Source organism: Vibrio sp. 1-2 (7-a) (assembly GCF_013048515.1).
In the GTDB taxonomy this organism is placed as follows: domain Bacteria; phylum Pseudomonadota; class Gammaproteobacteria; order Enterobacterales; family Vibrionaceae; genus Vibrio; species Vibrio diabolicus.
Genome location: NZ_VHSQ01000001.1, coordinates 488,001 through 512,331 on the forward strand (window position 1 = coordinate 488,001; position 24,331 = coordinate 512,331).

The 24,331-nt window shown below is 45.2% G+C and carries 24 protein-coding genes, 1 tRNA gene and 1 riboswitch; of the genes, 14 read left to right on the plus strand and 11 right to left on the minus strand.

All coding sequences use genetic code 11. The features are described 5' to 3' along the window. The first annotated feature begins 50 nt into the window (after window positions 1-50). Window positions 51-932: an OmpA family protein gene (locus tag FKN08_RS02255; protein ID WP_012841571.1), complete on the plus strand. Its 882-nt coding sequence runs from the start codon at window positions 51-53 to the stop codon at window positions 930-932. A gap of 120 nt (window positions 933-1,052) precedes the next feature. On the opposite strand, the gene FKN08_RS02260 is transcribed toward FKN08_RS02255, so the two are convergent. From FKN08_RS02260 to FKN08_RS02305, 10 genes are all read right to left on the minus strand, one after another. Then, entirely contained in the window at window positions 1,053-1,487 is a 435-nt protein-coding gene (locus FKN08_RS02260) for a DUF2753 domain-containing protein (protein ID WP_005384886.1), read from the minus strand. A gap of 150 nt (window positions 1,488-1,637) precedes the next feature. Beyond that, window positions 1,638-2,054 carry a lactoylglutathione lyase gene (gloA, locus tag FKN08_RS02265; RefSeq protein ID WP_005380739.1) on the minus strand — a complete coding sequence of 139 codons (417 nt, stop codon included), beginning with the start codon at window positions 2,052-2,054 and terminating at the stop codon, window positions 1,638-1,640. Between the two features lie 32 nt (window positions 2,055-2,086). Then, a complete protein-coding gene (gene nth / locus FKN08_RS02270) occupies window positions 2,087-2,728 on the minus strand; it encodes an endonuclease III (RefSeq protein WP_042522463.1) in 642 nt (213 codons plus the stop codon). A 64-nt stretch (window positions 2,729-2,792) separates the two neighbouring features. Continuing rightward, window positions 2,793-3,485, minus strand: coding sequence for an electron transport complex subunit E (locus tag FKN08_RS02275; protein WP_054867993.1), 693 nt, complete (start codon window positions 3,483-3,485; stop codon window positions 2,793-2,795). Then, window positions 3,485-4,117: an electron transport complex subunit RsxG gene (gene rsxG, locus FKN08_RS02280; protein ID WP_006743364.1), complete on the minus strand. Its 633-nt coding sequence runs from the start codon at window positions 4,115-4,117 to the stop codon at window positions 3,485-3,487. Before rsxG ends, FKN08_RS02275 begins: the two co-directional genes overlap by 1 nt. A 7-nt stretch (window positions 4,118-4,124) precedes the next feature. After that, window positions 4,125-5,171, minus strand: coding sequence for an electron transport complex subunit RsxD (gene rsxD / locus FKN08_RS02285; protein WP_065646477.1), 1,047 nt, complete (start codon window positions 5,169-5,171; stop codon window positions 4,125-4,127). Next, window positions 5,171-7,807, minus strand: coding sequence for an electron transport complex subunit RsxC (rsxC, locus tag FKN08_RS02290; protein ID WP_170891232.1), 2,637 nt, complete (start codon window positions 7,805-7,807; stop codon window positions 5,171-5,173). The genes rsxD and rsxC overlap by 1 nt, the downstream gene beginning before the upstream one ends. Window positions 7,808-7,815: 8 nt before the next feature. Next, window positions 7,816-8,412, minus strand: coding sequence for an electron transport complex subunit RsxB (rsxB, locus tag FKN08_RS02295; RefSeq protein ID WP_005396655.1), 597 nt, complete (start codon window positions 8,410-8,412; stop codon window positions 7,816-7,818). A gap of 3 nt (window positions 8,413-8,415) precedes the next feature. Beyond that, a complete protein-coding gene (rsxA, locus tag FKN08_RS02300; RefSeq protein WP_005380762.1) occupies window positions 8,416-8,994 on the minus strand; it encodes an electron transport complex subunit RsxA in 579 nt (192 codons plus the stop codon). A gap of 328 nt (window positions 8,995-9,322) precedes the next feature. After that, a tRNA-Asn gene (locus FKN08_RS02305) sits at window positions 9,323-9,398 on the minus strand. Window positions 9,399-9,957: 559 nt separating this feature from the next. On the opposite strand from FKN08_RS02305, the gene uvrB reads away from it, so the two are divergent. The 3 genes from uvrB to luxU all read left to right on the plus strand — a co-directional run bounded on the left by uvrB (window position 9,958) and on the right by luxU (window position 14,031). Further along, the gene (gene uvrB, locus FKN08_RS02310) at window positions 9,958-11,988 is read left to right on the plus strand and encodes an excinuclease ABC subunit UvrB (protein WP_065646646.1); all 2,031 of its coding nucleotides are present in this window, start codon (window positions 9,958-9,960) and stop codon (window positions 11,986-11,988) included. 295 nt (window positions 11,989-12,283) lie between these two features. Beyond that, window positions 12,284-13,690, plus strand: a complete 1,407-nt coding sequence (gene luxO, locus FKN08_RS02315) for a quorum-sensing sigma-54 dependent transcriptional regulator LuxO (protein WP_005396653.1) — start codon at window positions 12,284-12,286, stop codon at window positions 13,688-13,690. Beyond that, window positions 13,687-14,031 (plus strand): quorum-sensing phosphorelay protein LuxU, encoded by a 345-nt coding sequence (gene luxU / locus FKN08_RS02320; protein WP_170891234.1) that lies wholly within the window; start codon window positions 13,687-13,689, stop codon window positions 14,029-14,031. The genes luxO and luxU overlap by 4 nt, the downstream gene beginning before the upstream one ends. A 111-nt stretch (window positions 14,032-14,142) precedes the next feature. Here the strand turns inward: luxU and FKN08_RS02325 are convergent, their stop codons facing one another. After that, window positions 14,143-15,039, minus strand: a complete 897-nt coding sequence (locus FKN08_RS02325; RefSeq protein WP_006742807.1) for a YvcK family protein — start codon at window positions 15,037-15,039, stop codon at window positions 14,143-14,145. A 175-nt stretch (window positions 15,040-15,214) separates the two neighbouring features. Continuing rightward, a riboswitch (molybdenum cofactor riboswitch) is annotated at window positions 15,215-15,349 on the plus strand. On the opposite strand from FKN08_RS02325, the gene moaA reads away from it, so the two are divergent. The 10 genes from moaA to oppF all read left to right on the plus strand — a co-directional run bounded on the left by moaA (window position 15,338) and on the right by oppF (window position 24,329). Continuing rightward, the gene (moaA, locus tag FKN08_RS02330; protein ID WP_005396649.1) at window positions 15,338-16,327 is read left to right on the plus strand and encodes a GTP 3',8-cyclase MoaA; all 990 of its coding nucleotides are present in this window, start codon (window positions 15,338-15,340) and stop codon (window positions 16,325-16,327) included. (Overlaps the previous riboswitch by 12 nt.) A gap of 105 nt (window positions 16,328-16,432) precedes the next feature. After that, window positions 16,433-16,945 (plus strand): molybdenum cofactor biosynthesis protein B, encoded by a 513-nt coding sequence (gene moaB, locus FKN08_RS02335; protein WP_005396648.1) that lies wholly within the window; start codon window positions 16,433-16,435, stop codon window positions 16,943-16,945. Between the two features lie 26 nt (window positions 16,946-16,971). Continuing rightward, on the plus strand, window positions 16,972-17,451 hold the full coding sequence (gene moaC, locus FKN08_RS02340; RefSeq protein ID WP_005396647.1) for a cyclic pyranopterin monophosphate synthase MoaC: 480 nt from the start codon (window positions 16,972-16,974) through the stop codon (window positions 17,449-17,451). Further along, window positions 17,448-17,705, plus strand: a complete 258-nt coding sequence (gene moaD, locus FKN08_RS02345) for a molybdopterin synthase sulfur carrier subunit (protein ID WP_005396646.1) — start codon at window positions 17,448-17,450, stop codon at window positions 17,703-17,705. The genes moaC and moaD overlap by 4 nt, the downstream gene beginning before the upstream one ends. 1 nt (window position 17,706) lies before the next feature. Beyond that, on the plus strand, window positions 17,707-18,162 hold the full coding sequence (moaE, locus tag FKN08_RS02350; RefSeq protein ID WP_170891236.1) for a molybdopterin synthase catalytic subunit MoaE: 456 nt from the start codon (window positions 17,707-17,709) through the stop codon (window positions 18,160-18,162). 532 nt (window positions 18,163-18,694) lie between these two features. Next, complete coding sequence (locus FKN08_RS02355; RefSeq protein WP_005396644.1) at window positions 18,695-20,371, plus strand: ABC transporter substrate-binding protein; 1,677 nt, start codon at window positions 18,695-18,697, stop codon at window positions 20,369-20,371. A gap of 128 nt (window positions 20,372-20,499) precedes the next feature. Beyond that, window positions 20,500-21,420, plus strand: coding sequence for an oligopeptide ABC transporter permease OppB (gene oppB / locus FKN08_RS02360; protein ID WP_006742810.1), 921 nt, complete (start codon window positions 20,500-20,502; stop codon window positions 21,418-21,420). Window positions 21,421-21,435: 15 nt separating this feature from the next. Further along, on the plus strand, window positions 21,436-22,338 hold the full coding sequence (gene oppC / locus FKN08_RS02365; protein ID WP_005396642.1) for an oligopeptide ABC transporter permease OppC: 903 nt from the start codon (window positions 21,436-21,438) through the stop codon (window positions 22,336-22,338). A gap of 27 nt (window positions 22,339-22,365) precedes the next feature. Continuing rightward, a complete protein-coding gene (locus FKN08_RS02370) occupies window positions 22,366-23,337 on the plus strand; it encodes an ABC transporter ATP-binding protein (RefSeq protein ID WP_005396641.1) in 972 nt (323 codons plus the stop codon). Beyond that, window positions 23,316-24,329 (plus strand): murein tripeptide/oligopeptide ABC transporter ATP binding protein OppF, encoded by a 1,014-nt coding sequence (gene oppF / locus FKN08_RS02375; RefSeq protein ID WP_006742812.1) that lies wholly within the window; start codon window positions 23,316-23,318, stop codon window positions 24,327-24,329. Before FKN08_RS02370 ends, oppF begins: the two co-directional genes overlap by 22 nt. Window positions 24,330-24,331: the final 2 nt, after the last annotated feature.

Below are 24,331 nucleotides of genomic sequence, written 5' to 3' on the forward strand. Positions count from 1 at the left end.
ATTGATTCAAATTGACGGCAACAGACTGCCGTTTAAGAGACAGTACTTAGATGAAGAAATGGCTGATTACTAGTGGCGTTGTATTTTCGTTGTTTAGCACAAGCAGTTTTGCTGTGATGGGCAAACGTTATGTTGCCACTCCACAGCAATCTCAATGGGAAATGGTGGTCAACACACCGTTAGAATGCCAACTTGTTCACCCTATTCCAAGTTTTGGAGATGCGGTATTTTCATCTCGTGCGAATAAAAAAATCAATTTAGACTTTGAGTTAAAAATGCGTCGTCCGATGGGAGAAACACGTAACGTCAGTCTCATTTCTATGCCGCCACCTTGGCGACCAGGTGAACACGCCGATCGAATTACAAACCTAAAGTTTTTTAAACAGTTTGATGGTTATGTCGGAGGGCAAACAGCATGGGGCATTTTGTCTGAGCTGGAAAAAGGGCGTTATCCGACCTTTAGTTATCAGGATTGGCAGAGCCGAGATCAGAGAATTGAAGTCGCATTGTCATCCGTGCTGTTTCAAAATAAGTACAACGCGTTTAGCGACTGTATTTCCAATTTATTGAAATACAGTTTTGAAGACATTGCCTTTACGATTTTGCACTACGAAAGACAAGGTGATCAGTTAACCAAGGCTTCCAAAAAGCGTTTATCACAAATTGCAGATTATATCCGACATAATCAAGATATCGATCTCGTGCTGGTGGCGACGTACACCGATTCAACCGATGGCAAAAGTGCGAGCCAAAGTTTATCTGAGCGACGTGCAGAGTCACTTCGTGATTATTTTCAGTCTCTAGGGCTACCGGAAGATCGAATTCAAGTGCAAGGGTACGGCAAGCGTCGTCCTATTGCAGATAATGGCTCGCCAATAGGAAAAGACAAAAACCGCCGAGTCGTAATATCACTCGGGCGAACCCAAGTGTAACGAATATAAAAACGCCGAAGCTGAAAGCTTCGGCGTTTTTAATTTACTGACGTTGTTAATAATATTTTAATGGGATTTTGCTAAGTACCTTTCGGTGATTCCGGCTGTATAATTTGGATGTTAGTTTAATCGGAATTTGGCAATGACTTCGCAATTTGTTGCGGTATCGATTTTTTCAACCTGTTTGGCAATAGCCGGATTAGGGTGACGTTTCATGAAGTCTATTAATGCTTTAGTGCAACATCCTATTGAGTCGATAAAGCTTGCACATTCTTTATTTGGGCATTGTGGGATGAGTGTTAAGACTTTCTCTGAAGCCAGCTGAAGGTATTTGAGTTCATAGTCAGTGTCTCCGGCCCAACGCCAGAACTGAGCTAAGTTATGACAAGAAATCACAGAAATTAATAATCGCTCGTCTGCTTCAATTTCCACACATTCGCTAATATCTTCACTCAGGCTTAGGGCTTGCTGGTAATGAAGAATGCTGCGAACAGGGTCATCTAGTTGAAGTGCCGTATCGGCTAGAAGTGTGTGTTTTTCCCATTCACTGATCATTATCGTAATCCCGCATATCGAAGTTGCGAATAAATCTAAACGATAATTATTATCAAGTAAAGTGTTTTGTTTATAAAAGAACAGGCAGATCGCAGACCTGCCTGTAATCGATGTTCAACTTGCAGTACAAGTGATTATTAGAAGTGCCGCTTAGCCTTCAAGACCTGCTGAAGCTTGCTTGTTTTGGATAAGCTCAATCATATAACCATCTGGGTCTTTTACGAATGCAATGTGCGTGCTTCCGCCTTTTACTGGACCTGGTTCACGCGTCACATTACCGCCCGCCGCTTTGATAGCGTCGCAAGTTGTGTAGATATCATCAACACCAATGGCGATATGACCAAAAGCAGTACCTAGGTCATATTCAGTTTTACCCCAGTTGTAAGTTAGCTCGATCACAGCACCTTGGGATTCGTCACCGTAGCCAAGAAACGCCAGTGTGTATTCGTACTCTTTATTCTCGTTCGTACGAAGCAACTGCATGCCCATAACTTCAGTGTAAAACTTGATGGATTTGTCTAGATCACCTACGCGAAGCATAGTGTGGAGAATTCGACCATTTGACATTTTTTGCTCCTAGCTTTGATTTTCAAATAGCGTTAGCTATCTGGATATACTTTCTCTTTATATTCGCACAAATCTTCAATAATGCAGCTACCGCAGCGAGGCTTTCTCGCCAAGCACGTGTAGCGGCCATGAAGAATGAGCCAGTGGTGCACATCGAGTTTGAACTCTTTTGGCACAACTTTTAATAGCTTTTGCTCGACATCATCAACCGTTTTGCCCATTGCAAACTTAGTACGATTCGACACGCGATAAATGTGCGTATCGACGGCAATGGTTGGCCAACCAAAAGCGGTGTTGAGCACGACGTTTGCGGTCTTGCGACCTACGCCTGGTAGCGCTTCTAACGCTGCACGATCTTCAGGAACTTCACCATTGTGTTTTTCCAACAAGATCTTACAAGTCTTGATAGTGTTTTCTGCCTTTGAGTTAAACAAACCGATGGTCTTTATGTATTCTTTTAAGCCATCAACTCCCAAATCGAGAATACTTTGCGGTGTATTAGCGACAGGGAAAAGTTTGTCGGTGGCTTTATTGACACTTACATCGGTTGCTTGCGCTGATAATAATACCGCGATTAGCAGCTCAAAAGGGGAGCTCCAGTTAAGCTCAGTTTGAGGATTCGGATTGTTTTCTCGTAATCGCTCAAGAATTTCGATTCTTTTTATTTTGTTCATTGCTGACTTCCAATACCGTCTCTGCGGTTTATGAAAAAGGCTCCTATGACAGAGCCTTATTTTGTTATGCGTTGGTGACGCGAGCACGTTCTATGGTTGGTTTTTCTTCTTTTGGTTGACGTGCCTGGACTGAATTATCGATGACATTTTTAAGCGCTATCAACAGACCAACACCGATAAATGCACCGGGTGGAAGAAGCGCTAGCAAAAAGCTGTTGTCAAATTGGAAAACTTGGATGCGGAGAGCGGATGCCCAGTCTCCTAATAGCAGATCTGCCCCGTCGAATAGCGTACCATTACCAATTAACTCACGCATGGCACCTAGCACGACCAAAACGCTTGTCATACCAAGACCCATCCATAAACCGTCTAATGCTGCAGGCGCAACATCATTTTTTGAAGCGTATGCTTCAGCTCGACCAATAATGATGCAGTTGGTTACAATCAGAGGAATAAAGATACCAAGAGACAGGTATAAACCATACGCATAGGCATTCATCAATAACTGAACGCAGGTAACAAGTGAGGCAATAATCATCACGAATACAGGAATGCGGATCTCTTTTGGTACGTAATTACGAATAAGAGAAACCGTGACGTTGGAGCCGACCAGCACTAGTAAGGTTGCAATACCAAGACCTAAGGCATTGGTTATTGTGGAAGAAACCGCTAGTAGTGGACACAGACCCAGCAGCTGTACGAGAGCAGGGTTATTACTCCACATACCGTTTTTCATCAGCAATTTATTCTCATTCATTACTGCTCTCCTTCACAGCCCAAAGGCTGGCTAAGAATGTCTTCACGAGATTGGTTTACGTAGTTAACGGTATTTCGCACCACTTTTACGACGGCTCTAGGCGTGATCGTTGCACCAGTAAATTGATCGAAATCACCACCATCTTTACGAACTTTCCATGAGTTCCAGTTACTTTCCGTGACTTGTTTGCCCGTAAAGCTCAGGATCCAGTCGGTGACACGAAGATCAATTTTATCGCCCAGGCCAGGGGTTTCTTGATGGCTTAAGACGCGTGTCCCCAAAATATTGCCCTGATTGTCAATCCCAGTAATAACTTTTATCTCACCATTGTAGCCATCTGGCGCGATGGATTCTATTGCGATTGCTGTCGGTTCACCATTCTTCGTGGCGAGGTAGGCTGGCATCGCACGTAATGTCCCCAGTTCTGGTGACGTGACCATAGTGCAGGCTTGCGTGAGTGCGTTGTCATGCATGTTTTCTGGAATGACTTGATTCAAAACAGAAAGCAATTGTTGTTGTTCTTGTATCTTGATTTGGTCTTTTGTTAGGTACTGAGTAAAGGCGACTAATCCGGTTGTTGCACAGGCAAAGATCGCAAGTGTCAGACCATTTTTTCTAATAGCGGTTAACATGTTTACCTCAGTGACCGTAAGTTCTAGGTTTGGTGTAGTAATCGATCAGTGGCACACACATATTTGCAAGTAACACTGCGAATGCAACACCATCAGGGAAGCCTCCCCAACTGCGAATGATAAAGACCAAAGCACCAATAAGCGCGCCAAAGATCAAACGTCCTTTAACGGTTGTCGACGCCGACACGGGATCGGTTGCAATAAAGAATGCGCCAAGCATGGTTGCACCTGATAGCAAGTGGAAGATTGGCGACGCAGTTTCCCCTGGGGTCAGTAAGCTGAACACGAGGCTAAATAGCGTCAGGCTCACTAGGAAACCTACGGGGATATACCATTGGATGATGCGTTTTTTGATCATCACTAAACCACCAAGTAAGTAGGCAAGATTTACCCATTGCCAACCAATGCCAGCTAAGCCATCGAATATTGGCTGCGACAGTACTTCGCTTGGGGTTGCACCTGTATGAATACCAGTTTTAAATGCATCAAGTGGCGTCGCCATTGTCACGCCGTCAACCCCCGTTCGAACTTGCTGAAGCGATAAGCCGTCGTAATCATAGCCCGTAAAAATTAAAGAGAGTGTATCTGCAAAATTTACGTGATCAGGTATGAGTGACGTCGGGGCACTCCAACTCGTCATTTGCACTGGGAATGAGATCAACAAGACCACATAAGCGACCATGGCAGGATTGAATAAGTTTTGACCAAGGCCACCATATAGGTGTTTAGCGATTACGATCGCGAAAATAAGTCCGATCACCATAATCCACCACGGAGACCATGGTGGGATAGCCACGGCTAATAACCAAGCGGTAACGATCGCACTGTTATCACGTAGTGCTCGCATCGGCGAACGTTTACGGAAGACCATAACTAAGGCTTCAAGTGATACAGCGACTGCGATGGCAAAAATCAGCTGAATAAGCGTTCCCCACCCAAAGAAGTAGGTCTGAGCCGCTAAACCTGGGAGAGCACAAAGTGCCACCCATTTCATTAAGTCAGGTGTACTACGACGGCTGTGGGTATGCGGTGAACTGGCAATAAAAAACGACACTACTCGTTCTCCTCAGTATTATTTTTATTAGCTTCTTGCTGCGCTTTGCGAGCCTTCGCGCGCGCAATAGCAGCAGCGACAGCCGCTTTTTTCGGATCTTCAGTTTGTTCAGCAGGCGTTTCAGCTTCTAACGTTTCGGCTGGTTCTTCTTGCTTAGCTTTACGCGCTTTGGCACGCGCAATAGCCGCAGCGACAGCCGCTTTTTTCGGATCTTCAGCTTGTTCAGCAGGCGTTTCAGCTTCTACCGTTTCGGCTGGTTCTTCTTGCTTAGCTTTACGCGCTTTGGAACGCGCAATGGCAGCAGCAACCGCGGCTTTCTTCGGATCTTCAGCTTGCTCAGCAGGCGCTTCAGCTTCTACCGTTTCAGCTGAGTCTGCTTGTTTCGCTTTACGAGCCTTAGCGCGTGCAATGGCAGCTGCAACCGCGGCTTTCTTCGGATCTTCAGCTTTCTCAGCAGGCGCTTCAGTTTCTTCCGTTTCAGTTGAGTCTGCTTGTTTCGCTTTACGCGCTTTGGCACGCGCAATGGCAGCAGCAACCGCGGCTTTCTTCGGATCGTCGGTTGGCTCAGTAGGCGCTTCTGCTTCTACCGTTTCAGCTGAGTCTGCTTGTTTCGCTTTACGAGCCTTAGCGCGAGCAATAGCAGCAGCAACCGCGGCTTTCTTCGGATCTTCGGTTTTCTCAGTAGGCGTTTCAGCTTCTTCAGTTTCAGTTGAGTCTGCTTGTTTCGCTTTACGTGCTTTGGCACGTGCAATGGCAGCAGCAACCGCGGCTTTCTTCGGATCGTCGGTTTGCTCAGCAGGTGCTTGAGCTTCTAACGTTTCGGTTGGTTCTTCTTGTTGAGCTTTTTTCGCTTTAGCTCGGGCGATGGCTGCTGCAACTGCCGATTTCTTATCATCAGCGTTGTTGTCTGGCGTTTCGCCTTGCTCTTTTTGTGCTTTACGTTCGCGGGCTAGACGTTTGCGTTCTTCGCGCAGTTTTGCCATTTCTGAGTTATCAGGTTCACTAGAGCCTGCTTTAGCGGCTGCGGCCTGTTTTGCCTTCGCTTTGGCAATGGCTGCAGCGACGGCAGGCTTAACGGCTGGCTCTGCTTTTTCTGTTGTTTCTGTCTTCTGAGCTTTCACTCGTGCGATCGCTGCTGCAATCGCATCATCACCACCAGAAGATTTCATGTCTTTACGTCGCTGATCGGCTGCTTTCTTAAAGCGATTTTCACGTTCTGCTTTTTCGCGTTCCATACGCGCTTTCTTCTCTTCAAAACGCAGCTTCGCTCGCTCCGCAGCTTCCGCTTCTTGTGTTCTGGTGCGAATTTCCGCTTTTGCTTGGCGGTAATACTGTACTAGAGGAATTTCACTTGGACACACAAACGCACAAGCACCGCACTCGATACAATCCTTTAAGTTTAGTTCTTCGAGTTTGTCATACTCTTCAGCTTTTGCATGCCATTGCAGTTGCTGAGGTAGCAGTGAAGCAGGGCAAGCTTCAGCACATTGGCTACAGCGAATACATTCCATCTCATGTTGGTGCGGAGAGATCTCACGACGAGTCGGAGCAAGGATACAGTTTGCTGTCTTGGTAATCGGCACTTTAGAGTGGGGAAGGGTGAAGCCCATCATTGGTCCACCCATGATTAAACGTTGTAACTTCTTATCGGCTTTATAGCCAAACTCATCCAATAACGCCTGTACTGGTGTACCTAATAATGCCCAAACATTGCGTGGTTGTTTGAATGTTTTACCGGTGAGAGTCACCACGCGTTTTATCATCGGTTCACCATCGATGATTGCGCGTTTGATTGAGTAAAGAGAGCCGACATTTTGAACCAAAATACCAATATCGGCTGGAATTGCGCCGCTTGGTACTTCTTTATTGGTCAAAATTTTGATCAGCTGTTTTTCGCCACCAGAAGGGTATTTAGTCGGGATAACGCGAATAACGATATCTTTGTTTAGAGCCGCAGCTTCTAACGCTTTGATTGCCTCTGGTTTGTTGTCTTCAATGCCAATAATCGTGAGCTTTGGTGTCAGGATATGTTCGACAATTTCGATACCTTGAATAAGCTCTTCGGCATGTTCTTGCATGAGCTTGTCATCAGACGTGATGTATGGCTCGCACTCTGCTGCATTAACGATAAGAATCTCGGTACGAGCAAAACCTGATTGGATTTTTTTTGCAGTAGGGAAGCCTGCGCCACCCATACCAGAAATGCCTGCGAGACGAATAATATCGATCAGAGCGTCAGGTGTTTCTTGTTTGTAATCCGCGACGGGTTTTCTGTCACACCATGTATCGTTACCATCAGGTGTAATGACCGCACAGAGTTCACTCAGACCTGAAGGGTGAGCAACGGTTCTGGGCTCAATTGCGGTGATCGTACCCGATGTAGGAGCATGCACTGGAACGGTAAAACCAGTTTCGGATTGCGTTAATGGCTGACCTTTTAATACGTGGTCACCTTCGGCAACCAATAAGTTACCAGCCTTACCAATGTGCTGTTTTAGCGGTAATACAATTTCTGATGGGATAGCCGCGTGAACGAGCTCAGTTTTGTTGGACTGCTTTTTGTTTTCTGCCGGATGCACACCACCAGGGAAATCCCAAAGCGAGCCTGTACGAATTTGTTCAATCAAAGACAACATGCGAAACCTTACTTAATTGAATCTTTCACGTTCGCTGCATCGTCGGCAGCATCCGTAATGTTGAGTACTGGAATGGAGTTAAGTTGCCACTTCCAGCTTTCCGTGGTGGTTGCCACAGGAATCATTTCAATACAATCAGTTGGACATGGTGCAACACATAAATCACACCCCGTACATTCGTCTTTAATTACGGTATGAACCGCTTTTGTACCGCCTACAATTGCATCCACTGGACACGCTTGAATACACTTAGTACAGCCAATGCACATATCTTCATGGATAAACGCAACGGTTGGAATTTTGCTGTCGAGATCGTGCGCAGATTCTTCTGGCTCAACACCCATTAAGTCGGCGAGCTTTTCGATTGTTGCCTGACCGCCTGGCGGACATTTGTTGATGTGGTCGCCATTTGCAATCGCTTCAGCATAAGGGCGGCAACCAGGATAGCCACATTGACCGCATTGAGTTTGAGGTAAGATTGCGTCGATTTGATCCACAATTGGGTCTGCCTCGACTTTGAAGCGAATAGAAGCAAAACCAAGTATCGCGCCGAAAATCGCAGCAAGAACCGCTAACGCGATGATCGCAATTAAAATCGTACTCATTGTTTACTTCACCAAACCTGTAAAGCCCATAAAGGCTAGTGACATTAAACCCGCTGTAATCATTGCAATCGATGCACCTTTAAAAGGCACTGGTACGTCGGCGGCAGCTATGCGCTCACGCATGGATGCAAAAAGTATCAACACCAATGAGAAACCAACAGCGGCGCCGAAGCCGTAGATAATCGATTCGATAAAGTTATGGTTCTCATTAATATTAAGAAGCGCGACGCCTAATACCGCGCAGTTTGTAGTGATCAGCGGTAAGAAAATACCAAGCAAGCGATAAAGTGTTGGACTTGTTTTGTGCACAACCATTTCGGTGAACTGCACCACAACGGCTATCACCAAAATAAAACTCATGGTTCGAAGGTACTCAATACCCAGTGGACGAAGAATGTAGCTTTCCACTAAATACGCACACACTGACGCGAGCGTTAGCACAAAAGTTGTCGCTAAGCCCATACCTATTGCTGTTTCCAGTTTTTTGGACACACCCATAAAAGGACATAGGCCCAAAAACTTCACCAGTACAAAGTTGTTCACCAGCACAGTGCCGACCAACAACAAAACATATTCGGTCATAGTTATTACGTTCTTAAAATCCGATCTTGATATTATCGTGTTTTGTGACACCAATAACAACCAGTGAACGATGTGGTTTTACATACACGATGGAAAAATAGTCGTCTATGTGAGGTATTTTGATGAATTAATAAGAAATTGAACAGTTTGCTGAATGGATTTTACAAAGACGCTGGTGCTGCCTTTCCTCAAAGAATCTTTTGCTCAGAAGGCGGGAATTACATTTAGCGAGTAATTTTAAGTTGTCACTTGAGATATTGATGGTGAAAGAAGTTTTTGATTTCAAAACGAAAAAAGCCGTGTCTTGCGACACGACTTTTCTGGAATTTGGCTCCTCCTGCTGGGCTCGAACCAGCGACCTGCGGATTAACAGTCCGTCGCTCTACCAACTGAGCTAAGGAGGAATTGCTTTGCTTGAAAGCGGAACGAATCTTACCGAGCAGCCAAACTACTGTCAACAGTAAAAAAATACATTTTTAGCAAAAAATATTGGGGGAAGGGCTTTACTTTTCTGTACTGCTTGTCCGTAAAGGTGTGAGGTTAGTTATCCACTAATTTTGTGGATAACTATGTTGATGAGATCTGAGTAAAGATCTTTTATATGCAACCTGGTTTTTATTTAGTGAGTTTTTAATCAGAGTTATACAGAGAATATGCAATTAAAACATAGATTTATTGATGTTAAGCAAAATGTATTCAAGGTGGATGAAAATCTAGCTTTTGGGGATAAAGAGTGTTTAGGCCAATTTTTGGGGAAAAGTTGTGGAAACTGCAATGTGAAGAATGGGTGTGGCTCTTCAGCTAGGGCGAAGTACTATATCAGAGTAGGTTTTGTATGGCTACAGCATTCTAGACAAACAAGAAAATTTATTAACAATGGTGGGTAAATTTTCGATAGACGTAGATTTCATTGGCTAAGGTGTATATATATACAGCCAAAGCGCAGTAAAGTTGAGGAAGGGTATGAGTAAAGTCTATGAATTGGTCTCCGATTATCAGCCATCGGGTGACCAGCCGGGAGCGATCAAGCAGCTGCTTGAGGGGCTCGATGCTGGACTGGCACATCAAACACTATTGGGGGTAACGGGATCGGGTAAAACGTTCACACTAGCGAATGTTATCGCTCAAGCCCAGCGACCTGCAATATTACTTGCTCCAAACAAAACGCTCGCAGCGCAATTATATGGCGAGATGAAATCATTCTTTCCCAATAATGCGGTGGAGTACTTTGTTTCCTACTACGATTACTACCAGCCTGAAGCTTATGTCCCGACGACGGATACTTTCATTGAAAAAGACGCATCGGTTAACGCTCACATAGAGCAAATGCGCCTTTCCGCAACGAAAGCACTATTGGAACGTAAAGACGCGATTATCGTTGCGTCTGTTTCTGCTATCTATGGTTTGGGTGACCCAGAATCTTACTTGCAAATGATGTTGCATTTACGTCGTGGTGACGTGATTGATCAACGGGACATGCTACGACGTTTGGCAGAGCTACAATATTCAAGAAATGACGTGGCATTTGAGCGAGGACAGTTCCGGGTTCGTGGCGAAGTGATTGATATCTTTCCAGCGGAATCTGACCAAGACGCAGTTCGTGTCGAAATGTTTGATGATGAAATTGACTGCATCAGTGTTTTTGATCCATTGACTGGTGTGGTGAAACAGCGAGATTTACCACGCTACACCATTTATCCTAAGACGCACTACGTGACACCAAGAGATCGCATTCTTGAAGCGATTGAAAATATTAAGGTTGAATTAGAAGTACGCAAAAAACAGCTTCTAGACAACAACAAGCTACTGGAAGAACAGCGTATTAGCCAGCGGACTCAATTCGATATCGAGATGATGAATGAGTTAGGTTTTTGCTCAGGTATCGAAAACTATTCTCGCTATCTCAGCGGACGATCGGAAGGCGAGCCGCCACCGACATTGTTTGATTACTTGCCTCATGACGGCTTGTTGATCATCGATGAATCTCACGTGACGGTGCCGCAGATTGGTGCCATGTATAAAGGTGACCGCTCTCGTAAAGAAACGCTGGTGGAGTTTGGTTTTCGCTTACCTTCTGCGTTAGATAATCGTCCGCTCAAGTTTGAAGAGTTTGAAGCGTTAGCACCGCAGACGATTTTTGTCTCTGCGACGCCAGGAAATTATGAACTAGAAAAATCTTCAGGCGATGTGGCGGATCAAGTTGTTCGTCCAACAGGCTTGCTTGACCCAGAATTGGAAGTTCGCCCAGTAGCGACCCAAGTAGACGACTTGTTGTCTGAAATTCGCCTCCGTTCTGCTAAAGATGAGCGAGTTCTAGTGACAACATTGACCAAACGAATGGCCGAAGATCTCACCGAGTACTTGCACGAACATGATGTTAGGGTACGTTACTTACACTCAGATATTGATACCGTAGAACGTGTGGAGATCATCCGCGATCTTCGTCTTGGCGAGTTTGACGTGCTGGTGGGAATTAACTTGCTACGAGAAGGCTTGGACATGCCTGAAGTTTCGCTGGTTGCAATATTGGATGCAGATAAAGAGGGCTTCTTGCGCTCCGAGCGTTCACTGATTCAGACCATTGGTCGTGCTGCGCGAAATCTTGAAGGTAAGGCGATCTTGTATGCTGACCGAATCACCAACTCCATGAAAAAGGCGATGGATGAAACTAACCGCCGTCGCGAGAAGCAGAAAGCGTACAATGAAGAAATGGGCATTTCGCCGCAAGCGCTCAAACGAAATATCAAAGATATTATGGAATTGGGCGATATTACCAAGTCTAAACGTCAGCGTAATACTAAACAGGTACCGTTGTCGAAAGTGGCAGAGCCTTCGCAAACATACGAGGTCATGTCTCCTCAACAGTTGGAAAAAGAAATCAGTCGACTTGAGGCGGCAATGTATCAGCACGCGCAAGATTTAGAGTTTGAATTGGCGGCGCAAAAGCGTGACGAGATTGAAAAACTAAGAGCGCAGTTCATCGCAAATAGTTAAAAATAAGCTTAATGATCTAGCTTAGCCAAGTGTTTTAGATTGCTTGCAGAAAAAAAGAAGCCAATAGGCAGTCGGGTCTATTGGCTTGTTTTGTGAACATCACGTTCACTAACAACGTCAGTTGGCTAGGTGACCCGAGGGGTCACTAAACTATCAGCATGGTTTATGCCATTTTTTAAATAATTGATATTATTTTTGAATCCTTTCTTTTACCCATAATTTAGCTAATGTTATTTGCAAAATGCAAAGCGTAATGCGATTATTGTTTAAAACACAACAAAATATTAGCTAGGTTATGCAACAAAAATCTGAAGGTCCTAAATCTCGTTACCTTTTAATGGTTGAGGATACCGCATCTGTTGCGGCACTGTACCGCTCATACCTGACACCACTTGGTATAGATATCAATATTGTCGGTACAGGTAGGGATGCCATTGAAAGTCTCAACCATAGAATTCCAGATCTTATTCTGCTCGATCTTCGTCTTCCAGATATGACGGGGATGGACGTTTTACACGCTGTAAAAAAGAGTCATCCAGACGTACCTATTATTTTTATGACCGCTCACGGTTCTATCGATACCGCGGTAGAAGCAATGCGTCATGGCTCTCAAGACTTTTTGATCAAACCGTGTGAAGCTGACCGCTTACGTGTCACGGTTAACAATGCGATTCGTAAAGCGACTAAGTTAAAAAACGAGGCTGATAACCCGGGTAATCAAAGTTATCAAGGCTTTATTGGCAGCAGCCAAACTATGCAACAGGTCTACCGTACGATTGATTCAGCAGCGAGCAGTAAAGCGAGCATCTTCATCACTGGTGAAAGTGGTACGGGGAAAGAGGTATGCGCCGAGGCAATCCATGCGGCAAGCAAGCGTGGTGACAAGCCTTTTATTGCGATTAACTGTGCTGCAATTCCAAAAGATTTGATTGAGAGTGAACTGTTTGGTCACGTGAAAGGTGCTTTTACCGGCGCAGCAAATGATCGTCAGGGTGCAGCGGAATTAGCGGATGGTGGCACACTTTTCCTTGATGAACTGTGTGAGATGGACTTAGATTTGCAAACCAAATTGCTACGATTTATTCAAACCGGCACGTTCCAAAAAGTGGGTTCTTCAAAAATGAAGAGCGTGGATGTTCGCTTTGTTTGTGCAACTAACCGTGACCCATGGAAAGAGGTACAAGAAGGTCGATTCCGTGAAGATTTGTACTATCGTTTGTATGTCATTCCTTTGCATTTGCCACCTTTACGTGAACGAGGTGAAGATGTCATTGAAATTGCATACTCACTGTTAGGCTATATGTCGCACGAAGAAGGAAAAAGCTTCGTGCGTTTTGCGCCTGATGTAATCGACCGATTTAATAGCTATGAGTGGCCAGGCAACGTTCGTCAGTTACAAAACGTGCTGCGCAATATCGTTGTTCTAAACAACGGTAAAGAAATCACGTTGGATATGTTACCGCCACCGCTGAATCAACCGCTTGACCGTCCGTCTTCTGTGGCGAAATTCATTGAGCCGAAAGTGATGACTGCGTCTGAGATTATGCCGTTGTGGATGACAGAAAAAATGGCGATAGAGCAAGCGATTGAAGCGTGTGATGGCAATATCCCCCGAGCGGCGGGATACCTTGATGTCAGTCCGTCGACGATTTACCGCAAGTTACAGGCTTGGAATGGCAAGGAAGAGCGGCAAAAAGTATGAGTGTGAATGTATTAAATCAGCAAAAAATCGATGAACTGTCAATGGAGATTGGCAGTGACAATGTTCCTGTTTTACTCGATATTTTCTTGGGGGAGATGGATACCTACATCGAGAATTTATCTCAGTTTCAAGGGACAGAGAGATTACGTTACCTAAAAGAAATCAGTCACGCGTTAAAAAGCAGCGCAGCGAGCTTTGGAGCAGACCGTCTTTGTCAATTGGCGATGTCGATAGATAAAAAAGCCAAAGCAGGTGAGTTAGTTGAAGAGTCAGACGAGTTAAAAACGATGTTCGATCTTTTGCACGAAACACGCGACGCTTACCGGGATTGGCAGCAGTAATGCGTTGTTCTGATGAGGCTCTTACACAAAACCCTTCACGTACGTGAAGGGTTTTTTCATTGCTGGCAGCGAGTAAACTTGAAGCCATCCCCTAGCTTTAGAGGGCGTTTTTTAAATTGAAAGCCTTAGCTGGCTCTCAATAGCGAGCTTGAGTTTATCTCGGTCGTGACGCCAATCTCGGTTCGACGAAGCTAACGATTCCGTCACTACATTCCACTGGCTCAAGACTTCTTGCTCGGTTTCCTCTGCTAGAACCACGTCTATCTTCCTACCTTGGCAGGCACGCTCACACCATTCTAATTTTTGTGCCATGGTCATTCGTCCGGCTGGGCCGTACTCTGGGCTCAAGTTGGCAACGAAAATGACTTTTGCTTTCTCATTGGCGGCAATGGCTTTGCCGAGCTCAGGCAACAGCAAAGGAGGCATGATGCTGGTTAAAAAGCTGCCAGGACCAAGAATAATAGCGTCTGCCTCTGCCAGTGCAGTTACTGCTTCTTTAGTTGCAGGGACTTCTGGTGATAGATCGAGACGGCGTAAATCGGTGTCCATCTCGTCTACATTCGTTTCTCCCGTGACCCACTTTCCATCCACGGATAACGCGGAAAGATCGGAAGGGTGTTCAGACATAGGAAGAATGTTAACGTCGACTTTTAACATGTTTCGAATCAGATTGATGGCATCTAACGGTCTGACCGATAAGTTATCGAGCGCTGTGAGCATCAAGTTACCGAGGTTATGACCATCAAGCTCGCCAGTACCTTTGAAGCGATATTCAAACATCATTGAACTGATCGACGGCTCTGTAATCAGCTGATTAATGCAGTTCCGTGTGTCGCCCCAGGCAATTCCACCTTGGCAGTGACGAATTCTTCCTGTTGAGCCACCATTGTCTGTTGTGGCGACAATGCCAGTTGCATTGCCGCCAAAATCCCGTAGTGCGGCCAACATTCGACCTAAGCCATGACCTCCGCCAACAGCGACCACTTTTTTATCCGTGTAGATATTCATTACGTTCTTCTAATAATCTTGTAAAAAACGGCTACAATTTATCTTAAGGAGTGCTTGAAAGGTACTCACTTAGCGGTAAATTGTGTCTCTAGAGAGTTTTTTATCACTCAAGTCTGGATTCCAGTACAAATATTAAGTATTTTACACCGCAAAGCTATCAGAGGTTTCATATCTCTGGTTGCCATAACTCCGAGCTCACTATTGCTAAGTCCGAGGATAAGCGTTTTGAGCCAGTGGCGTACTGTCACAAGGGCATGATTGGAAATGGCCATGCCTCCCGTGTTTGGAAAGGTGTTCCGTGGCGCAACAATTCGAAGACAAATTTCATCGTAAGTTCTATTACTTGCGTCTGTCTGTGACCGACGTATGTAATTTCAAATGTACCTATTGCCTTCCTGATGGCTATAAGCCTTCGGGCAATAAAAACTCGTCTTTTTTATCTCTTCCTGAAATCAAACGGGTCGTAAAAGCGTTTGCTGATTGTGGCACGTCAAAAGTGCGCATTACTGGCGGTGAACCAAGTTTACGCAAAGATTTTACCGACATTATCCACTCAGTGGCGACGACGCCTGGTATCCAAAAAGTTGCAACGACGACCAATGGTTACCGCATGGCGAAGCAAGTCGCAGACTGGCGTGAAGCGGGCTTAACTCACATCAACGTTAGCGTGGACAGCCTTGATCCGCGCATGTTCCATCAAATCACGGGTGAAAATAAGTTCACTGAGGTGATGAATGGTATCGAGCGTGCGTTTGAAGTTGGTTATGAGCAAGTCAAAGTTAATGTGGTTTTGATGAAAGATCTTAACCATCAAGAACTGCCAGCATTTCTCAACTGGATAAAAGATCGTCCAATCCAACTGCGCTTCATCGAGTTGATGCAAACGGGTGAGATGGATGATTTATTCAATAAGCATCATGTGTCCGGCGTAGCAATTCGTAATCAGTTGATTGCGAACGGTTGGCTGCTTAAAGTGCGCTCTCATAATGACGGCCCCGCGCAAGTGTTTGTTCATCCAGATTACAAGGGTGAAATTGGCCTGATCATGCCTTATGAAAAAGACTTTTGTGAGAGCTGCAACCGACTACGCGTCTCTGCGATGGGTAAGCTGCATCTGTGTTTGTTTGGAGACCACGGTGTAGAACTGCGTGATCTATTGGAACGTGACGAGCAAGAAAGCGAGCTTATTGAACGCATCCAAGCGCAGTTACAAACTAAGTCGGTAAGTCACTTCTTGCACGATGGTAATACGGGTATGACGCCGCATCTGGCATCTATCGGCGGCTAAATCAACTCAAATTTTGTAGGGAAAGCTTATTTATAGGCTAGCTTTCCCTCGCTTTTCTAGAATCGATACCAAACGTATCAAAGTTAAAAGAGAATAGGTGAACACATGGGTCACGCTGAAAGCAAATTTCAACCTGCAAATATTGCCGTTCTAACGGTATCTGACACTCGTACCGAAGAAAACGATACCTCTGGTCGCTACCTTGTTGAACACGCTCAAGAAGCGGGTCACAATGTTGTCGATAAGCAAATTGTTATTGATGACATGTACAAAATTCGCGCAATTGTTTCTCAGTGGATTGCGGACGACAATGTTCAAGCGATCATGATTACTGGTGGTACAGGGTTCACGTCACGTGACAGCACGCCAGAAGCGCTGAAGCCTCTGTTTGATAAAGAAGTAGAAGGTTTTGGTGAGTTATTCCGCATGGTGTCTTACGAAGAAATTGGTACGTCAACGATCCAATCGCGTGCAATTGCAGGTTTTGCGAACCATACAGTTATCTTCGCAATGCCTGGTTCAACAGGCGCGTGCCGCACTGGCTGGACGAAGATCATCAAGCAGCAGTTAGATGCAAGCCATCGCCCTTGTAACTTCATGCCGCACCTATCTGTATAACCTTTCCTAAAAGCGAAGGAAAAACAATGACTCAATTTACCCATATCAACGCGTCTGGCGAAGCTAACATGGTCGACGTGTCTGCAAAAGCTGAAACGGTTCGTGAAGCACGTGCGGAAGCATTTGTTCACATGGCCCCAGAAACCTTGCAACTGATTGTTTCCGGGCAGCATCATAAAGGTGATGTGTTCGCGACGGCTCGAATTGCTGGTATCCAAGCTGCAAAGAAAACGTGGGATTTGATTCCACTTTGTCATCCTCTGTTGCTTTCTAAAGTCGAAGTTCAGTTGGAGGCTATTGAGTCAGAAAACAAAGTTCGTATTGAATCTGTTTGTAAGCTTGCAGGTAAAACGGGCGTAGAAATGGAAGCGCTCACGGCGGCTTCTGTTGCTGCACTGACGATTTACGATATGTGTAAAGCGGTGCAAAAAGACATGGTTATCGGTCAAGTTCGTCTCCTAGAAAAGACGGGTGGAAAATCTGGACACTTCAAGGCGGAATCATGATTAAAGTACTTTTTTTTGCTCAGACTCGTGAGCTGATTGGTATCGACAGTGTCGAATTAGATGATCAATTTGAAACGGTTGAAGCGATTCGCGCACATCTCGTGGAAGAGGGCGCTGATAAAAATGGTAAGTGGGATTTGGCTTTAGAGCCAGGAAAGCTACTTGCTGCTGTTAATCAATCTATTGTCCCACTTGATACCGAAGTAAAAGCGGGGGATGAAGTTGCATTTTTCCCACCGGTAACCGGAGGTTAAGATGGACCCACGCGTCTCTGTACAAGTTGAAGACTTTTCCGTTGATCACGAATATCAACGTTTATCCGAAGGTACGGCTGCTGGTGCTGTCGTAACATTCATTGGTAAAGTTCGAGATATGAACCTTGGCGATAATGTTGTTGGTTTGCACTTGGAACATTACCCAGGCATGACTGAGAAGAGCTTGAGCTACATTTGCGATCAAGCTGAATCACGTTGGCCATTATTGGGCGTACGCGTGATTCATCGCGTTGGTGATATGGATAGCGGTGATCAAATCGTCTTTGTTGGTGTTTCAAGTGCACACCGCGGAGCAGCATTTGATGCTTGCGAGTTCATTATGGACTACTTGAAAACCAAAGCACCATTTTGGAAGAAAGAACGCACGACGAGTGAAGATCGTTGGATTGATTCGCGCGATACTGATCACCAAGCTGCACAGCGTTGGGAAAAATAGAACCCACTCCTCATTCTAGTGAAAAAAGCTAAGTGTCAATGGCACTTAGCTTTTTTTGTACTTATCTTCATAATTCTGCTCATTTGACTTCAACACAACCCGTACTCGCTCTGGTGATATTCTTCACAATAAAAGTTTTTAGCCCAATATATAAACAATTATTTGTTAGACTTCATTTGTCATAAATGTTAAATAATATGTAAATATCTAGCATAAGATGCTATCAAATGGTTTAAATATAGATTAATCGAAAGTTTTGTCTGTGGAATGTCGCTTCTGGTCTCCATTTGGCTGGTGAATACTTTTTGATTAGAGTTTACTGCTAGATATGTGTGGTTTAGTCAGGATTATTGGTTTTTTTGCTACATTTTTATGGCAAATTACTTCAATGATTGCTAATGTGTGCCGCAGTCTTTGTAAGGTTTTAGGCTTTTGTGCTCAGAAAATGCACTAAAAAAATCTAAAACTCTGACCGTTCCAGGCCCTTACAAAGAAGTCATGGATGCTAACGAAAAAATTTGGAGTTTTACGCATGTATAAGAATAAAATCACGCGCGCTTTATTTATTGGTGCTGGTCTTTCTCTCGCTTTAGCTGGTTGTGGCGAAAAGCCTGCAGAGAAACAAGCTGCTGAGCCTGCTCCGGCTCCAGCCCCTGAAGCTAAATCTGATTCTAAAGAGCCAAAACTTGCTGCTGTTCAAGAATTGGTGCGTGGTAACGGTACAGAAGTTGCGACAATAGACCCTCATAAATCTCAAGGTGTTCCAGAATCCCACGTGATTCGCGATCTTCTTGAAGGCCTAGTAAACCAAGATGCGGACGGTAACACTATCCCTGGTGTTGCAGAATCTTGGGAAACTGAAGACAACAAAACATACACTTTCCACCTACGTGAAGACGCAAAATGGTCTAACGGTGATCCTGTTACTGCAGGTGATTTTGTATACAGCTTCCAACGCGCAGTCGACCCAGCAACCGCTTCTCCATACGCTTGGTACATGGAATACACCAAGATGAAGAACGCAAAAGACATTGTTGCGGGTAAAAAAGACAAGAGTGAGTTGGGTGTTAAAGCGGTTGACGACCACACGTTAGTGGTTGAGCTAGACACTGCTGTACCATACTTTGTGATGATGATGGGCCACACAACAGTGAAGCCTGTTCACCAAGCAACCGTTGAAAAGTTCGGTGATCAATGGACGAAGCCTGAGAACTTTGTGGGTAACGGTGCTTATGTAGTTGACAACTGGGTTGTAAACGAGCGTTTAGTTCTAAAACGTAACGAACAATACTGGGACAACGAAAACACGACGCTTGATCAAGTTACTTTCTTGCCAATCGAAAACCAAGTAGCGGAAATGAACCGCTTCCTAGCAGGTGAAATCGACTTCACGAATGAACTGCCTACAGAGCACTTCAAGCGTTTGAAGCAAGAGCATCCAGAAGACGTGTCTGTGTCGGGTAACTTGTGTACTTACTACTACATCTTCAACACGAAGAAAAAGCCGTTTGATGATGTTCGCGTACGTAAAGCGATTTCTTATGCGATTGACCGTAATATCGTGACTGATGCGATCCTAGCACAAGGTCAAAAGCCAGCTTATTTCCTAACGCCTGAAATCACGGCGGGTTTCAACCCAGAAATTCCTGCATACGGCAAAATGACGCAAGAAGAGCGTAATGCTGAAGCGGCGCGTCTACTGGAAGAGGCGGGCTACGGTGCAGACAACCCTCTTGAATTTAACCTTCTATACAACACGTCAGAGAACCACAAGAAACTTGCGGTTGCACTGGGTTCAATGTGGAAGAAGACGCTTGGTCTAGACGTTACGCTAGAAAACCAAGAGTGGAAAACTTACCTATCTACCAAAGATTCTGGCAACTTTGAGGTTGCTCGTGCAGGTTGGTGTGGCGACTACAACGAAGCTTCATCTTTCCTAACGCTGATGATGAGTAATAACACTACTGGTGGTATTCACTACGACAGCAAAGAGTACGATGCAATCATGAACAAAGCATTTGCTTCAACTTCTGACGAAGAGCGTCAAGCGCTTTACCTAGAAGCAGAGAAGTTGATGGCAAAAGATATGCCAATCGCACCTATCTACCAGTACGTGAAATCACGTCTACTATCACCGAAAGTTGGTGGCTTCCCAGTAAATAACGCGGAAGACAAGATTTACTCTAAAGATCTCTACATCACAGAGTAATTCGTAACTCGATAGAACTATAAAAATGAGGCTCTACATGTGAGAAATTGCATGTAGCGCCTATCTTTAGTCCAAAAGAATTGGACGACTTCTTTAATTTAACTGTCACAGACTGAAAGAGTGAGTTTATGCTTAAATTCATCGCAAAAAGGATATTTGAGGCGATCCCAACAATGTTGGTTTTGATCACCGTATCTTTCTTTCTTATGCGCTTTGCACCGGGAAACCCTTTCTCGACAGAGCGTCCATTGCCACCCGAAGTAATGGCAAATATCGAAGCTAAATATGGCTTGGATAAACCTGTATTTGAACAATACACTACGTATTTGACCAATGTTATCCAAGGGGATTTCGGGCCGTCATTTAAATACCTTGATTACTCGGTTAACGAGCTGATCGCGGTTGCCTTACCTGTTTCGGCTAAAGTGGGCTTCATCGCCTTTATCTTTACCCTGATTATGGGGGTTACCGTCGGTACCATTGCTGCGCTCAAGCAGAATACTTGGATTGATTACACCATCATGTCGACAGCGATGCTCGGTGTGGTAATGCCTTCTTTTGTATTGGCACCTGCTCTTATCTATCTGTTCTCGCTTCACTGGAATATCTTCCCTGCGGGCGGTTGGCAAGATGGTAGCTGGCAGTATTTAGTGCTTCCTGTCATTGGTATGTCACTACTGTATGTTGCAACCTTCGCTCGTATTACGCGTGGTTCGATGATCGAGACACTGAACAGTAACTTTATTCGTACGGCTCGTGCTAAAGGTCTAAGCTACCGTTACATCATCATCAAGCACGCTCTTAAGCCGGCACTTCTCCCTGTTGTTTCTTACATGGGTCCTGCTTTCGTAGGTATCATCACTGGTTCTGTTGTTATCGAAACCATTTTTGGTCTACCAGGTATTGGTAAGCTATTCGTTAACGCTGCGTTTAACCGTGACTACTCGCTAGTAATGGGTGTAACCATCCTGATTGGTTTCCTATTCATTTTATTCAACGCGATTGTAGATATTCTACTTGCAATGATTGACCCGAAAATTCGCTACTAACAGGGACGTTTGGTTATGTTAACGAAAAAAGAAAACCTAGAAGCGATTGAGAAGTTCTCCGAAAACTTGGAGATTGAAGGTCGCAGTCTTTGGCAAGATGCTCGTATCCGTTTTATGCGCAACAAAGCGGCAATGGTGAGCTTATTCCTTCTTGTTCTAATGACGTTGGCGGTGATTATTCTGCCAATGATCGCACCGCACACCTTTGATGATACTGACTGGTACGCGATGCACGTTGCACCGAATGCTGACCATTGGTTTGGTACTGACAGCCTAGGCCGTGACTTATACGTGCGCACGCTAATCGGCGGTCGTATTTCGTTGATGGTGGGGGTCATGGGTGCCTTTGTAGCCGTACTGATTGGTACGCTCTATGGCGCAGCATCTGGTTTTATCGGTGGTAAAGTTGACCGTGTGATGATGCGTATTCTAGAGATTTTGTACGCGGTACCGTTTATGTTCCTAGTTATCGTACTTGTGACATTCTTCGGTCGTAACATCATGCTGATCTTTGTCGCGATTGGTGCTATCGCATGGCTAGATATGGCGCGTATCGTACGTGGTCAGACACTCAGCTTACGTAGCAAAGAGTTCATCGAAGCTGCACATGTGTGTGGTGTTAGCAACTGGAAAATTATCACTCGTCATATCGTGCCGAACGTACTGGGCATCGTAGCGGTTTACTCTACGCTGCTTATCCCGAGCATGATCCTGACGGAGTCATTCCTATCATTCCTTGGTCTTGGTGTTCAGGAACCGATGACAAGTTGGGGCGCTCTTCTACAAGAAGGTGCACAGACAATGGAAGTGGCAATCTGGCAGCTGGCATTCCCAGCCGTGTTCATGGTTGTGACGCTATTCTGCTTCAACTACGTTGGTGACGGCCTGCGCGATGCGCTGGATCCAAAAGACAGATAATTAAAAGATAAGATTAAGGAAGCAATGATGAGCTTATTAGATGTCAAAGATCTGCGCGTCGAATTCACCACGCAAGATGGTATCGTAACCGCAGTAAACGATTTGAACTTCTCCCTCAACCAAGGCGAAACCTTAGGCATCGTTGGAGAGTCGGGATCAGGTAAATCTCAAACCGTATTCGCAATCATGGGCCTGTTGGCTAAGAACGGTATTATTTCTGGTAGCGCAAAGTTTGAAGGCAAAGAAATCCTAAACTTACCAGAAAAAGAACTGAACAAAGTTCGCGCTGAACAGATCGCCATGATCTTCCAAGACCCAATGACATCGCTGAACCCTTACATGAAGGTAAGTGACCAGTTGATGGAAGTGCTTATGCTGCATAAAGGCATGGGCAAAGCGGAAGCATTTGAAGAATCAGTACGCATGCTGGAAGCGGTGAAAATCCCTGAAGCGCGTAAGCGTATCACGATGTACCCGCATGAGTTTTCAGGCGGTATGCGTCAGCGTGTAATGATCGCGATGGCGTTATTATGTCGCCCTAAACTGCTTATTGCCGATGAGCCAACAACAGCACTTGATGTGACGGTTCAAGCACAGATCATGGACCTGCTTAATGAGCTTAAAGACGAGTTCAACACGGCGATCATCATGATCACGCACGACCTTGGTGTTGTTGCAGGTTCGTGTGACAAAGTGCTGGTGATGTATGCAGGTCGTACGATGGAGTACGGCAACGTAAACGAAATCTTCTATAATCCAAGCCACCCTTATGCAGAGGGTCTGTTGAAAGCGATCCCTCGCCTTGATACGGAAGGTGAAATTCTGCCAACCATCCCTGGTAATCCACCAAACTTGCTTCGTCTACCACCGGGCTGCCCTTATCAAGAGCGTTGTCACCGAGTGATGGATCGTTGTAAGCGTGAAGCGCCAATTCTGACTCCATTTGGTGATGGCCGTCAGCGCGCATGTTTTTCTGAATGGGAGGCTTGGAACAAATGAACGCAGTAGATAAAAAGCTAATTCTGGACATTTCAGAGCTGAAAGTTCACTTCAGCATTGCGTCAAAATCGGCATGGCCATGGTCAAAGCCTTCAAGCCTAAAAGCGGTTGATGGGGTGAACGTTCGATTATACGAAGGGGAAACGCTTGGTGTAGTGGGCGAGTCAGGTTGTGGTAAATCGACGTTTGCGCGCGCCATCATCGGTCTTGTTGAAGCGACGGATGGCGAAGTAGTTTGGTTGGGTCAAGATCTAACTAAGATGAAAGACGTCCAACGTCGTGAAACGCGTAAAGAAATTCAGATGATTTTCCAAGATCCTTTGGCTTCTCTTAACCCACGTATGACGGTTGGCGACATTATTGCTGAGCCTCTTGAAACGTTCTACCCAGAACTGTCTAAGCAGGAAGTGAAAGACCGCGTTAAAGAGATGATGGCGAAAGTGGGTCTACTACCAAATGTGATCAACCGTTATCCGCACGAATTCTCGGGTGGTCAATGCCAGCGTATCGGGATTGCGCGTGCGCTTATCCTCAAGCCCAAGATGATCATTTGTGACGAGCCAGTATCGGCGCTTGATGTATCTATTCAAGCTCAGGTTGTTAATCTGCTTAAAGAGATTCAAAAAGAACTAGGCCTTTCTCTGGTATTCATTGCGCATGATTTGTCAGTGGTTAAACACATCTCAGATCGTGTTTTGGTCATGTACTTGGGTAATGCTGTCGAGCTCGGTGAGGCGGAGGCGCTGTTTGCTGATCCTAAGCACCCATATACACGCGCATTGATGTCAGCGGTTCCGATTCCGGACCCGAACATTGAACGCAGTAAGAAAATCCAGATGCTGGAAGGCGACCTTCCTTCGCCGATCAGTCCACCATCGGGTTGTGTGTTCCGCACTCGTTGCCCACAAGCAACCGAAGAGTGTGCGAAGACGAAGCCAACGATTCAAGGGAACGACGTTCACGCGGTATCTTGTTTGCACGTTAGTGTATAAAT